Annotated in this window: 12 protein-coding genes and 1 riboswitch; of the genes, 7 read left to right on the forward strand and 5 right to left on the reverse strand. The window is 64.5% G+C overall.

The genetic code is table 11. The features are described 5' to 3' along the window. Positions 1–70 precede the first annotated feature (70 nt). From A2J03_RS25880 to fgd, 3 genes are all read left to right on the forward strand, one after another. Positions 71–799, forward strand: coding sequence for a GNAT family N-acetyltransferase (locus A2J03_RS25880; RefSeq protein ID WP_068379970.1), 729 nt, complete (start codon positions 71–73; stop codon positions 797–799). A gap of 7 nt (positions 800–806) precedes the next feature. Then, positions 807–1154, forward strand: a complete 348-nt coding sequence (locus tag A2J03_RS25885; RefSeq protein ID WP_156520592.1) for a YidH family protein — start codon at positions 807–809, stop codon at positions 1152–1154. A gap of 76 nt (positions 1155–1230) precedes the next feature. Beyond that, positions 1231–2244 (forward strand): glucose-6-phosphate dehydrogenase (coenzyme-F420), encoded by a 1014-nt coding sequence (gene fgd / locus A2J03_RS25890; RefSeq protein WP_068379977.1) that lies wholly within the window; start codon positions 1231–1233, stop codon positions 2242–2244. A 221-nt stretch (positions 2245–2465) separates the two neighbouring features. Here the strand turns inward: fgd and A2J03_RS25895 are convergent, their stop codons facing one another. Beyond that, positions 2466–2975, reverse strand: a complete 510-nt coding sequence (locus A2J03_RS25895; protein WP_068379980.1) for a nitroreductase/quinone reductase family protein — start codon at positions 2973–2975, stop codon at positions 2466–2468. A 60-nt stretch (positions 2976–3035) separates the two neighbouring features. Here A2J03_RS25895 and pta point away from each other — a divergent pair, with 60 nt between their 5' ends. After that, a complete protein-coding gene (pta, locus tag A2J03_RS25900) occupies positions 3036–5123 on the forward strand; it encodes a phosphate acetyltransferase (protein WP_068379983.1) in 2088 nt (695 codons plus the stop codon). Then, complete coding sequence (locus tag A2J03_RS25905; RefSeq protein WP_068379986.1) at positions 5120–6304, forward strand: acetate kinase; 1185 nt, start codon at positions 5120–5122, stop codon at positions 6302–6304. Before pta ends, A2J03_RS25905 begins: the two co-directional genes overlap by 4 nt. On the opposite strand, the gene A2J03_RS25910 is transcribed toward A2J03_RS25905, so the two are convergent. From A2J03_RS25910 to A2J03_RS25920, 3 genes are read right to left on the reverse strand one after another with little or no spacing between them, the layout of a single operon-like run. Then, on the reverse strand, positions 6289–8619 hold the full coding sequence (locus A2J03_RS25910) for a serine/threonine-protein kinase (protein ID WP_068379989.1): 2331 nt from the start codon (positions 8617–8619) through the stop codon (positions 6289–6291). The genes A2J03_RS25905 and A2J03_RS25910 overlap by 16 nt on opposite strands. A 10-nt stretch (positions 8620–8629) precedes the next feature. Then, entirely contained in the window at positions 8630–9613 is a 984-nt protein-coding gene (locus A2J03_RS25915) for a glutamate ABC transporter substrate-binding protein (protein WP_068379991.1), read from the reverse strand. Next, positions 9610–10914 (reverse strand): hypothetical protein, encoded by a 1305-nt coding sequence (locus tag A2J03_RS25920; RefSeq protein ID WP_082898101.1) that lies wholly within the window; start codon positions 10912–10914, stop codon positions 9610–9612. Before A2J03_RS25920 ends, A2J03_RS25915 begins: the two co-directional genes overlap by 4 nt. Before the next feature lie 84 nt (positions 10915–10998). Between A2J03_RS25920 and A2J03_RS25925 the strand changes: the two genes are divergently transcribed. Beyond that, positions 10999–11838, forward strand: coding sequence for an NUDIX hydrolase (locus A2J03_RS25925; protein ID WP_068379997.1), 840 nt, complete (start codon positions 10999–11001; stop codon positions 11836–11838). On the opposite strand, the gene thiE is transcribed toward A2J03_RS25925, so the two are convergent. Next, the gene (gene thiE, locus A2J03_RS25930) at positions 11835–12530 is read right to left on the reverse strand and encodes a thiamine phosphate synthase (protein ID WP_068380000.1); all 696 of its coding nucleotides are present in this window, start codon (positions 12528–12530) and stop codon (positions 11835–11837) included. The genes A2J03_RS25925 and thiE overlap by 4 nt on opposite strands. Positions 12531–12555: 25 nt before the next feature. Further along, positions 12556–12667: riboswitch (TPP riboswitch) on the forward strand. Between thiE and A2J03_RS25935 the strand changes: the two genes are divergently transcribed. After that, positions 12667–13099, forward strand: a 433-nt coding sequence (locus A2J03_RS25935) for an FAD-dependent oxidoreductase (protein ID WP_156520593.1), incomplete at its 3' end; no start/stop codon positions are given. It overlaps the preceding riboswitch by 1 nt.

Below are 13099 nucleotides of genomic sequence, written 5' to 3' on the forward strand. Positions count from 1 at the left end.
TCGGATTCGAGGCATATTCGCGGGCTGCTGCAGGTTGAACCGAGCGGAATACGACAGTGAGAGGCGGACGGTGAGCACGCAATCCATCGACGAACCCGGCATCCACCCCCTCGACGACCCCATCCGAGGGTCGTTGCGGGGCGCACACTCGCGGTTCGCGCGGACGGTCGGCAACACCTCCCGCTTCGATCCGGAGGTCTCACCGTTCCTCGGCCACCCGACCGTCATCGAGGAAGCGGACTTCGACGACATCATCGAGCTGTTCGGTCCCGATCAGGTCGTCTCCCTGCGTGGCGTCGACCATCGCGTTCCAGCGCACTGGCACATCGTCGATCGATTCGAACTGGTGCAGCTCGTCGGACACCACCTCGATACTCGCCCGCACCCCGATGCAGTCGTTCTGGGGGCGTCGGACGTCCCTGAGATGCTCGAACTCGTGAAGCAGACCAAGCCCGGCCCGTTCCTGCCGCGTACCCACGAACTCGGCACATACCTCGGTATCAGGGAGAGTGGCAGGCTCGCCGCCATGGCCGGAGAACGTATGCGTCCGGCAGGCTGGACCGAGATCAGCGCCGTCTGCACCGACGCTGCCTATCGAGGGAGGGGACTGGCAACCGAGCTCGTGCGGGCCGTCGGCCACGGTATCCGCGAACGCGGCGAAATACCGTTTCTGCACGCGTCGGCGTCCAACGAACGCGCCATCCGTCTGTACCTGTCGATCGGATTCGAGCTTCGCCAGCGGTCGCTGCTGACGTTGGTGCGCACGCCCTCGCGCAGTCTCGACGGTGGACCGGCATGATGATGTGGTGGCAGACTCACCGGAAACCCGCCCCGACGAGCGCTTCACCCTCGCCAGCGAACGGACGTTTCTCGCATGGATGCGGACGTCGTTGGGACTGCTCGCCGGCGGCGTAGCCGTCGTACATCTTGTTCCCGACTTCAGCACCGGATGGGTCAGGACGACGCTCGGCCTCGTGCTGATTCTGATGGCAGCATCTGCTTCGATGGTCGGTCTTCGGAGATGGCGGCAAGTGCGCAAAGCGCTCGAAACCGGTGCGCCGATGCCCGAGGCCAAAGACCTCTGGATCTTCGCCGTCGGGATCGGAGCCATCGCAGTGATGGCGGCGGTGGTGACGGTACTGGGGATCAAGTAGTCGGTCCGGTGTGTCGGACATCTCGACGCAGAGTGCACAATCGGAGCACCTAGTGGTCTTAGAGAGGGAGCAGCGCGTGGCGAAGGCTTTGAAACTTGGATACAAGGCGTCGGCGGAGCAGTTCGGTCCGCGGGAGCTCGTCGAACTCGGTGTTCTCGCCGAGCAGCACGGAATGGACTCCGCGACGGTCAGCGACCACTTCCAGCCGTGGCGACACGAAGGTGGGCACGCACCGTTCTCGCTGGCATGGATGACTGCCGTCGGCGAGCGAACCAACACGATCCAGCTCGGCACCTCGGTGTTGACGCCGACGTTCCGCTACAACCCCTCGGTCATCGCACAAGCCTTCGCGACGATGGGCTGCCTGTACCCGGGGCGGATCATGCTCGGCGTCGGCACCGGTGAAGCTCTCAACGAAATCGCGACCGGATTCACCGGCGAATGGCCCGAGTTCAAGGAGCGCTTCGCCCGGCTGCGCGAGTCCGTCCGGCTTATGCGCGAACTGTGGCTCGGAGACCGCGTCGACTTCGACGGCGAGTACTACACCACGAAGGGCGCATCGATTTACGACGTCCCCGAGGGCGGAATTCCGGTCTACATCGCGGCCGGTGGTCCCGTCGTGGCGCGGTATGCAGGGCGCGCAGGTGACGGATTCATCTGTACCTCCGGCAAGGGGATGGAGCTCTACACCGACAAACTGCTCCCCGCCGTCGAAGAAGGCGCAGGCAAGGCCGAGCGCGACGCCGGTGAAATCGACAAGATGATCGAAATCAAGATCAGCTACGACACCGATCCCGATCTGGCGCTGGAGAACTGCCGCTTCTGGGCACCGCTGTCGCTGACGCCGGAGCAGAAGCACTCCATCGAGGATCCGATCGAAATGGAGAAGGCTGCGGATGAACTGCCTATCGAGCAGGTCGCAAAGCGCTGGATCGTCTCCTCCGACCCCGACGAGGCCGTCGAGAAGGTCAAGCAGTACACCGACGCGGGCCTGAACCACCTCGTCTTCCACGCCCCCGGCCACGACCAGAAGCGGTTCCTGGAACTCTTCGAGCGCGATTTGGCTCCGAGGCTCAGGACGCTCGGGTAGCTCGGTACGGACTGCTCGCCCGGACGGTTGGCTCGCTCGCCCCACACCGCTTGAATGGTCCATCGATACGCTTCTGTCGTATCGATGGACCATTCAAGCGATGGTGGCCAGGCGCTCGGACCGCGTGAACGGCGCATCGAAGCTATCTGTTCGTATGGATGGACCATTCAAGCGATGGTCGACGGGTCAGCCGCGGGACCATTCGAGCGATGGTCGACGGGTCAGCCCGCGGACAGCGCGAACATCCTCATGTCCCGGTCGGTGCGATTCTTGTACTCCCCGTACACGCGGACCATGTCGTTGAAGGCGTCGTAGATTCTTGCTTTCTCGGCGCCCGTGACGGGTGTTGCTGTGACGGGGATCTTCTTACCCCCGATTGCGACGGTTGCGTGGGGGTCGGCGAGGAGATTCGACGTCCACGCCGGATGGTGCTGCTGCCCGAAGTTGCTCCCGACGACGAAGAGCCGATCACCCTCGCGGTAGTACAGCAGCGGTGACGTACGAGGTTTGCCGGACTTGCGGCCCATCGTGGTCAAGAGCACGACCGGCGCGGCGATGGGGCCGAGAACAGTGAAGCGGCCGTTGGTGCGTTCGAGTAGCGCTCTGTCGACGCCCGCCAGGTTTCTGATCACCCACGAACCGGGCTTGGTCGCCGCGAACGCAATCGCGGGCTTGCGGATGAAGCTGGTCTCGCTGCCCCAACGGACGTCGGGAAACGGTGATTCGGCCATGACCGATCTGACTCCCGCAGGTCACGTTCTGTCAACTATCGACCCGCTACGCTGGCGGGCATGGCCGAGCCAGCATCGAGCATCTATATCGCCTCACCCGAAGGTGACACCGGGAAGTCGACCATCGCATTGGGAGTGCTGCAGATGTTGTGCGCCTCCGCTGCCCGCGTCGGGGTGTTCCGTCCCATCGCCCGGTCGACGACGGAGACCGACTACATTCTCGAACTCCTCCTCGACCACACGACGGCGGATCTGTCGTACGAGCAGTCACTCGGTGTCTCGTATGAGGCGGTCCATTCGGATCCCGATGCCGCACTCGGTGACATCGTCGCAAAATTCCACGACGTCGCAGCCCAATGCGACGCAGTGGTCATCGTCGGCAGCGACTACACCGACGTCGCTAGTCCCAGCGAACTGAGCTTCAACGCGCGTATCGCGGCGAACCTCGGTGCACCGGTTCTTCTCGCGTTGAGTGGATCGGAGAGGTCGACTGAAGAAATCGTGCAGCTGGGGCAGCTGTGCCAGGCCGAGCTTCGTCAGCATCACGCGCACCTCGCCGCGGTCGTCGCGAACCGTTGTGATCCCGACAAGCTCGACGAGATCACTTCCGCACTCGAACCTCTCGGTGTGCCCGCGTGGAGTTTGCCCGAGATCCCGCTTCTCATTGCACCGACCATGTCCGAGCTGCTCGACGCCGTCGACGGCGAGCTGTACAGCGGCGACGCGGAACTGATGCAGCGCGAGGCATTACACGTCATGGTGGGCGGTATGACGGCCGAACACATCCTCGAACGCCTCACCGAAGGCGTCGTCGTCATCGCACCTGCGGACAGGTCCGACGTCCTCCTCGCTCTCGTCAACGCGCATGACGCCGAAGGATTTCCGTCGCTGGCCGGCATCATCATGAACGGCGGGATCGAGCCACACCCGGCCATCGCGCGCCTGGTCGCGGGACTCGGTCCGCGCCTGCCGATCCTGACTACCGACCTCGGTACCTTCGATACCGCATCCGCCGCTGCCAAGGTGCGGGGCCGGGTGGCGGTGGGTTCGCAGCGCAAGGTCGACACCGCGTTGAGCTTGATGGAGCAGCGAGTCGACGCGCGCACGCTGCTGGACCGACTCGAACTCAGTATTCCGTCGATCACCACTCCACAGATGTTCGAATACCAGCTCATTCACCGAGCGCGGGCACATCAGAAGCACATCGTACTGCCCGAGGGCGGCGACGACAGGATCCTCAGAGCAGCGGGTCGATTGGCGCAGCGACAGGTCGCCAAGCTGACCATTCTCGGCGAAGAGGGCCCGATCCGAAGGCGAGCCGCCGAGCTGGGCGTCGACCTCGACGGGGCACAGGTGCTCGACCCCAAGACCTCCGAATACATGGAGGACTTCGCGGCCGAGTACACCGAGCTGCGCAAGCACAAGGGCATGCGTATCGAACGTGCCCGCGAGATCATGACCGACATCTCGTACTTCGGAACCATGATGGTGTACAAGGGAATCGCCGACGGCATGGTCTCCGGCGCCGCCCACACCACAGCCCACACCATCCGACCCTCCTTCGAGATAATCAAGACAGCCGACGGCGTCAATACCGTATCGAGCATCTTCCTGATGTGTCTGTCGGATCGTGTTCTTGCGTACGGTGATTGCGCGATCGTGCCCGATCCTACGGCAGAGCAACTGGCCGACATCGCCATCTCATCTGCTGTCACCTCGGCGCAGTTCGGCATCGAACCACGTGTCGCGATGCTGTCCTACTCGACCGGCGACTCCGGCAGCGGAGTAGACGTCGACAAAGTCCGCGAGGCCACTCGTCTTGTCCGCGAGCGCAACCCGGAGTTGCTCGTGGAAGGTCCCATTCAGTACGACGCCGCGATCGAGCCGTCGGTCGCGAAGTCGAAGCTACCGGACTCCGAGGTGGCGGGGCGCGCGACGGTGTTCATCTTCCCCGACCTCAATACCGGAAACAACACCTACAAGGCCGTCCAACGCAGCGCCGGCGCCGTCGCGGTCGGCCCTGTACTGCAGGGGCTTCGCAAGCCGGTGAACGACCTGTCCCGTGGGGCACTCGTCGAAGACATCGTCAACACCGTTGCGATCACGGCGATCCAGGCTCAGAGTATCGAAGAGGGGAACCGGGCGTGAGCGTCCTCGTCGTCAACTCGGGCTCGTCCTCGGTCAAGTTTCAGCTGGTGGATCCGGCATCCGGGGAATCGTTGGCCTCGGGGCTCGTCGAGCAGATCGGTGAGTCCGAGGGGCGCGTCGTACTCGAGCACCGCGGCTCCGAGACCGAGAATCGACGCGAGATACCCGATCACGGCGTCGGACTCGCGGTTGCCTTCGAGATGCTCGAGGCCTCCGGTGTCGAACTGGGTTCGGACGTGACCGCGGTCGGACACCGCGTCGTGCACGGGGGAGAGGTCTTCTACCGGCCGACGCTCATCGACGATGATGTGCTGCAGCAGATCTCTGATCTCAGTGCTCTTGCGCCTCTGCATAATCCGCCCAACGTGCTCGGAATCGAAGTGGCCAGAAAGCAGCTTCCCGACGTGCCCCATGTCGCAGTGTTCGATACGGCGTTCTTTCACGGGCTTCCCGCCGCTGCGGCGACGTACGCCATCGATCGAGATGTCGCGAAAGCGCACGGCATTCGCAGGTACGGCTTCCATGGAACGTCGCACGAGTATGTGTCGCAGCAGGTTACGCGATTCCTCGGGCGCGAGGGTCTGAACCAGATCGTGCTGCACCTCGGTAACGGAGCGTCCGCGTCCGCCATCCGCTCCGGCGTTCCGATCGACACCTCGATGGGGTTGACCCCGCTCGAGGGCCTGGTGATGGGAACCCGCAGCGGCGACATCGACCCGGGCGTCGTCATGCACCTGAAACGCAGCGCGGGCATGGACGTGAACGCCATCGACCAATTGCTCAACCGAGCATCCGGGCTCAAAGGGCTCGCCGGAGTCAACGACTTTCGCGTACTCGGCCGCAACATCGACAACGGCGACGCCGACGCGAAACTTGCGTACGACGTCTACATCCACCGGCTGCGCAAGTACATCGGCTCCTACATGGTGATACTCGGTCGGCTCGATACCATCACTTTCACCGCTGGGGTAGGTGAGAACGCCGCAGGTGTTCGCGCGGACGCACTCGCGAACCTCGAAGGATTCGGTATCGAGATCGATGCCGAGCGAAATGCAGTGCGCAGCAGAGAACCTCGAATAGTGTCGTCCGACGCGTCGACGGTGACGGTGCTCGTGGTCCCCACCAACGAAGAACTGGCAATCGCTCGAGCCACCCAGCAGGTGACTCAGAACAGCGATTGAGGCCTGATCGCGTTCGCCAGATCGACGAGGGTGTACCGGTGCGCGCGGTCGGTTGCGTTGCGTGCCAACGCCCGAAGCCCAGCCTCGGTGCCGGTACGCAGACCGGTCTCGGTGAACGGCGCGCCGAGGATCGGCTCGCGCTCCGCCTCCACCGCGTGACCCGATCGGACCCAGTCCATCGCCATGGCCAGAACCAACGTCCGCATCTGAAGGGCGCGAGGTTCGCGACCGGGGAGCATTGCAACTCGCCGGGCGGCCTCCCGGAAGTCCTCCTCCTCCAGATCCGGTGACGGACGATCCATCAACAACGTCAGCACGCTCGTCATCCTGGCCACGGCATAGTGACGCGAGCTGATGGGAACCTGATCGAGCACCTCCACCGCTGCCGCCGGATCGCTGCGGTACATCATCTGCCTGGCAAGGCCGAACGCCGAGCTCACCACCGCGCGATTGGTACGCCACACCGACAGATAGTAGGACTCGGCGCAGGCCCGCCACTTCTCGCGTTCGTCCGTGTCCAGTCGCAGGGTGCCTTCCATGATCAATTCGGCGCTCGCAGCCAGGGCGATTTTGGGCGCGAGCTCGCCGGGCATGGCGTCGAGCACCTTCTCGAAATGGTTGGACGCGTCGTTGAACTCGTTCTTGAGCAATCCGATGAGTCCGGCGTACCACTCGACTCGCCACGGATCGGGACCGTCGGTACGTACCTGCTTCAGAACCGATTCTGCCGTCCCGGTGTCGCCCAGATCGATGTGGGCTTTGACCTCTGCCAGTGTGATCTCCAGACCGCCGGGTGACCCGTCGGCGAATCGCTCGATTCCGTTACGACGCGCGTGTGCAAGCGAATCCAGCGTTTGCTGGGGCGCGCTGTGCACCGCTGCCGCGAGAAGCGGCGCGCTGGGGTCGAGGGGGTCGACCAGGGGCACCGGAAGAGCCGACACGACCTCCCTGGCACTGATCCGGTCGCCGCGTATCTTGCCGTCGACATAGGTGTCGGTCCGACCGACCGACTCCTCCGTACCGAACGTGGTACGCGGAGGGCTGAACGCCGTTGACAGTCCGGGGCGTTCGGTCCCGGTCTGCAGGGCGAGAATCTCGCGGAGCACACCCGTCGCCTGGCTTGCCAGCACCTCGGCCGATGAAAACCTCTGTGTCGGATCGGGATTGGTTGCGCGCAGGAGTAGCCGCTTGAACGACGGATACTTGCGGAGCAGTTCGTGGTCCTCCTCCGACGGAATGCCCGCGTCGTACTTCCCCTTCGTCGACGGCATATCGAGAGTGAGGACCGCAAGCGTGCGCCCGGCCGTGTAGATGTCCGACGCCACCGTCGGACCTGTCTCGACGATCTCCGGCGCCTGGTATCCGGCTGTGCCGTAAAGGTATCCGTAGTCCTCGATCCCGGCCACCGCCCCCAGATCGATGAGCTTGATCTGGTCGTCGGTGACCATGATGTTCTCCGGCTTGAGGTCGTTGTAGACCAAACCGATCGAGTGCAGATACGCGAGCGCAGGCAGAACTTCCAGCACGTAGGCGATTGCCTGTTCGACGGGCATCCGGGCGGACGTATCGCCCTGGGCGGACAGAATTTCCCGCAGCGATTGACCACCGACGTACTCCATGACGATGAAGCCGATCTTGGTGCCATCGGATCTAAGCTGTTCGACGAAGTTGTAGATCTTCACGACGCCCGGATGTGCCACCTCGGCGAGGAATTGGCGCTCCGCCACCGCAACTGCGTGAGCCTCGTCGTCGCCGAAGTGCAAGAGCCCCTTGAGGACCACCCAACGGTCACTGACATTGCGGTCGATCGCAAGATAGACCCAACCGAGGCCACCGTGCGCGATGCAGCCTTGGACCTCGTACTGCCCGACGACAAGGTCACCGGGTTCGAGGAGTGGCGTGAAGTCGAACCGCGCCCCGCAGTGCGGACAGATTCCCGACGGATTATCTGGCTCACCTTCGGCGTTCCGACCGACCGGCGAGTTGCACTTCCAGCAGAAGCGTTTCCGCGCAGGCACAGTCGGATCGGACATGACCGCGGTAGCTGGATCGACAGGATCGACCCGCGGGATCTCCACCAAGCCGGCGCCGAGGCGTCGCCTTGTGTCCGTGCGGTGCGATCGGCTCGAGCGGGTTCGCCCCGACGTCCGCGAGGAACGAACCGGGGTCGCGGCTGTGGCCTGCGTTCGAGCTACTGCTTGTGTTCGGTCGACTGCTTGTGTGCGATCAACAGCTTGGGTTCGGTCGACTGCCTGGGTCTGCTGCGAGGGTGCGGTCGTCGGGCCCGTCGGAGTGTCGGAATCGCGAGTACTCATACTTTGCCCGTCAGTCCACGTACTGGGGGAAGGGTGCGCCGGGGGAGCTGCCCATCACGCTGAGCCAGCGGTCGTACAGGCGATTCCAGGTCCCGTCGCGGCGGATCCGTTCGAGCGTTCCGTTGACGAACCGGACCAAATCCTCGCTCTCCTTCTTGATTCCGACGCCGTAAGGCTCCGGGCTCAGGCTGTCACCGACGATCTCGAGGTACGGATCCTGCGCGGCCAGACCGGCGAGGATGGCGTCGTCGGTACTGATGGCGTCGACCTGCCTCTGCTGAAGCACGACGAGACAATCAGACCACATCGGCACCGTCGTGATCTGTGCCGTCGGCACGATTTGCTGAAGCCTGCGCAGCGACGTCGTGCCGTCCACCGCGCAGACCCGCCTGTTCGCCAGGTCCGCAACTCCGTTGATACCGGAACCGCGCACGGCGAGCACTCGATGCTGCGCCTGGAAGTACACGGTGGAGAACGACACCTCCTCCTTGCGGGCGCACGTGATGGTCATGGTCTTGACCACGACATCTACCGTCGAATCCTGCAGTGCCTCTACACGTTCGGCGGACGTGAGGATTCTGAAGTCGACGCGCTCGGGATCGCCGAAGAGGTCGCGTGCGATCTCGCGGGCGATGTCGACATCGAATCCGACGAGCTTGCCCGTCATCGGATCGAGAAAGCTGAAAAGGTTGCTGCCGGTATCGAGACCCACGATCAGTCGCCCCCGCTCCCGCACGGCGTCCACCGTCGGAGTCGGTGGTGCGTTCTCTGCGGCCACTCCGGCCGGCGTCGGACGAAGGCTGGCAGTGGGTCTGGCGCACTGGGGTTCGGTGGAGCCGGGCTCGGGAGCATCGGTGGGCGGGCCTGCACCGTCGGGAAGCGGTGGCTCGGTGTAGCTGATCTCGGCTTCGGGCGGCAGTGCCGGTGTGGCCACGCAGCCCGTGGTGAGGATGCCGACGAGTATCAGTGTCAGGAGTGCAAGGAGTTTGTTCACAGGTACTCACGCAACCTAGGGATGAGGCCGACGGCCAGTGTCGCTGCCGCGGCGATCGTGAGAATGACTGCGCCCGAGGACAATCCGGTCAGAGAGGACTTGGCGCGTTCCACGTTGCCGCGAAGTTCACCTCGTGCGTTCTCGATACCATCGATCAACATCTCGTCGAGTGCATCGAACTGGAAGGCCGAATCGACCACCCCACTCCCCGTCGCAATCGTGACCGCGGTGTTGAAGTCACCCACGGCCAATGCACCGTCGATCCGCTCGTGAGCCGTCTGCCATTTGGCGAGCGATTGGGTCATCGCCGCGTCATCCTCGAACAATTCTCCGAGTTTACGTGTGTTCTCGTCGAATTCGGCGTCGTACTCCCGTGCACTTCCTCGGCGGACGAGGTTGAGGGTCTCGTCGGATCGGGCCTGCTGCGCGAGAATGAAACCTGTGGTCAATTTCTGCAGCGGCGTGACGCCTCGGTCGAGGGCGCGATCGGTCGAAGTTGACGAGATCAGACCGGCCACCAACATCCACCCGAGCAGAATCGCGACCATCGCCGAGGCCGTCAGAAATCCCAGGTTCAGCGTGCGGTGCGTCCGAGCTGACAGGTATATCTGAGCCAGTACCAGCAGCGCGAGAGTCACGACGATCATTCCGATGGCGAACACGGGTGGATTGACGAATCGCTCCTGATCGGTCGACACCCGCGAAGCCTGCTCGGTGTACAACCGTTCGGCCCGGGGGAGGAGCGAGGTCTGCATCAAGGTCGACGCCTCGCCCAGGTACGACGCGCCGACCGGGTTGCCGCTGCGATTGTTGGACCGGGCCGTCTCCACCAGGCCGGTGTATACCGGCAAGGCAGCCCCGATCTCGGTCAGCGCGGTGCGGGCCTCGTCGTCGGTCTCGCCGAGACCGCCGGACGCGCGAATGATCTCGGCCCCGGCCTCACCGATGGCCTGGGCGTAGCGATCGCGAACCTCCTGCGGTTCCAGGCCGCCGGAGATGAATGCCGTCGACGCTGCGGCATCCGCGACCGAGAGGGCGCCGTAGAGGTTCTGAGCCGAATTGGCCAGTGGCTCTGTGCGCACCAGCAACGAATCGAGTGTTTCTGCCCGGTCGGACACCGCCCCCGCTGTCACGAAGCCGGTGCCGACCGTCGCCAGAACCAGGAGCACTCCGAGAGCGATCATGCGCACCGGCGTCGACCGCGCCAGCCGTTGCAGCTCGCGTCTCGAGTCGCTTCCCGAGGACGAAGCTGCTGTCGTGGGAGGTACGGCAGCAGTGGGTGTCGTGCCGACCACATTCACAGGTTCGAGCATATAAGTTCCGGGCCGTCACGCGTACGTGGACGGGGAAGACCCACGAAGAACGGTCCCCTAAGGTAGTGCAGTATGCGCGGCGACGGTGACGGGTGGGTAGTCGGAGAGAACGGCACGCGACACTGGGGTAAGCATGGTGCCGCCGGCCTGCTGCTTCGCGCGCCCTCGGCCGACGGCGAGCCGACGGTGTTGCTCCAGCATCGAGCGCTATGGAGTCATCAGGGTGGCACGTGGGCCCTCCCCGGCGGCGCGAAGGACTCTCACGAGAGCAGCGTCGTCGCCGCAGTACGCGAGGCTGACGAGGAAGCCGGAATCGGTTCCGAGCGGTTGCACGTTCGCGGTGAGAAGGTCACCGCACGGGTCGCGAGCGGGTGGTCCTACACAACGGTGTTCGCGGACGCGGAAGTACAGCTGGACACGACGCCGAACGGCGAAAGTACGGAATTGCGCTGGGTCCCTGAGGTGATGGTCGATCAGCTGCCGCTTCATCCGGGTTTCGCCGCCAGCTGGCCGGCGTTGCGCTCGGAGCCTCTTCGGGTTCTTCTGGACACTGCGAACGTTCTCGGGTCACGTCCCGATAGCTGGTGGAAGGACCGTAGCGGCGCGACGAAAGCGCTGCTGACCTCGCTTGCGGACGTGCTGCCGCGCACCGTCGAGCTACCCGGTGGGAGTTTCGGGTGGTTGAGGGAAATCGAAGCGGTACTCGAAGGCGAAGCGCGGGCAGCGCAGTTCGAGGATATGCGTATCCCCGTATTTCACGCGTCGGGCAGTGGCGACGACGAACTCGCCCGGCGAGCCCACGAAGGGTCCGCCTTGACCGCGCTCGTCACCGCGGACCGCGAACTCAGAGCACGACTGCCGACGACGGTGCACGTCCTGTCGCCGTCGACCGTGCTCGGCTGGCTGGACTAGCTCCGTTTCAGCTTCTGTGACAGTTCCTGTGCCGCGGCCTGCGGATCCCGTGCTTGCGTGATGGCACGGACCACCACGATCCGATCCGCACCTGCGGCGAGGACTTCGTCGACATTGCCGGCGTCGACGCCGCCGATGGCGAACCACGGGCGCGACGGCGCAGATTCGGCGGTGCTGCGCAGAAGCTCGAGTCCGGCCGCCGTGCGATTCGGCTTGGTGGGCGTCGCCCACACCGGTCCCGTCGCGAAGTAGTCGACGCCGTCCTCGATGGCGGCCAGACTCGCCTGGTTGCGATTCTGCGTCGAACGACCGATGACGACGTCGGGCCCGAGGATCTGTCGCGCATAGTGCACGGGCAGGTCGTTCTGACCGAGATGCAGCACGTCGGCATTCGACGCCAACGCGAGATCCGCCCGATCGTTCACGGCCAGGAGCGCACCGTGGCGCCGGGTGGCGGCAGACAGAATCGCCAGCGCAGCGAGCTCGTCCTTGGCTTCGAGGGGACCGAACTCCCGCTCACCGGCCGAATTCTTGTCGCGGAGCTGAATGATGTCGACGCCGCCGGAGAGCGCAGCCTCGGCGAACTGGGCGAGGTCGCCGAGCTCGCGCCTGGCGTCGGTGCATAGATACAGGCGGGCCGAGGTCAACCGCTCGCGCGCCGATTCGTTACGGGAGCTCTGAGTGGGATACACAGTGCAAAGGTAGTCTGTGACCAGTTGGTCGATACACGGGAGTCCTGGGGTACGCAGGGCTGAGAGTGGACACGCCGTCCTTACCGTCAATACCTGAACCGGATCATGCCGGCGCAGGGAGTGAGGTGGTTGTGAGATGTCCGGAACCCTGGCAGTCGTCGGCGGCGGTGTCATCGGCCTGGCGGTAGCAGTACGGGCCGCGCGTGACGGCTGGTCGGTGCGGTTGTACGACCCAGCCGTCGGATCAGGGGCGTCGTGGGTCGCGGGCGGCATGCTTGCTCCGCTGTCTGAGGGTTGGCCGGGCGAACACGAACTGCTGGCACTGGGCGCGCACTCGCTGGCGCGGTGGCCGGAGTTCGCTCGCTCGCTTCCCGGTGACGTGTTCTCCTCGACCGGTTCGCTCACCGTTGCACTCGACGCCGCCGACGCCGAGGACCTGCGGACCATCGCCGAATTCGTCGGGCAGCAGGGGCACGAGCTCGAGATCCTCGGTCGCGCGCAGATTCGTGAACTCGAACCCTCGCTGGCACAGAACATTCGCCTCGGGCTTCTCGCGCCCACCGAGCTGG

The sequence above is a fragment of the Rhodococcus sp. EPR-157 genome (genome assembly GCF_001647195.1).
Lineage (GTDB): Bacteria > Actinomycetota > Actinomycetes > Mycobacteriales > Mycobacteriaceae > Rhodococcoides.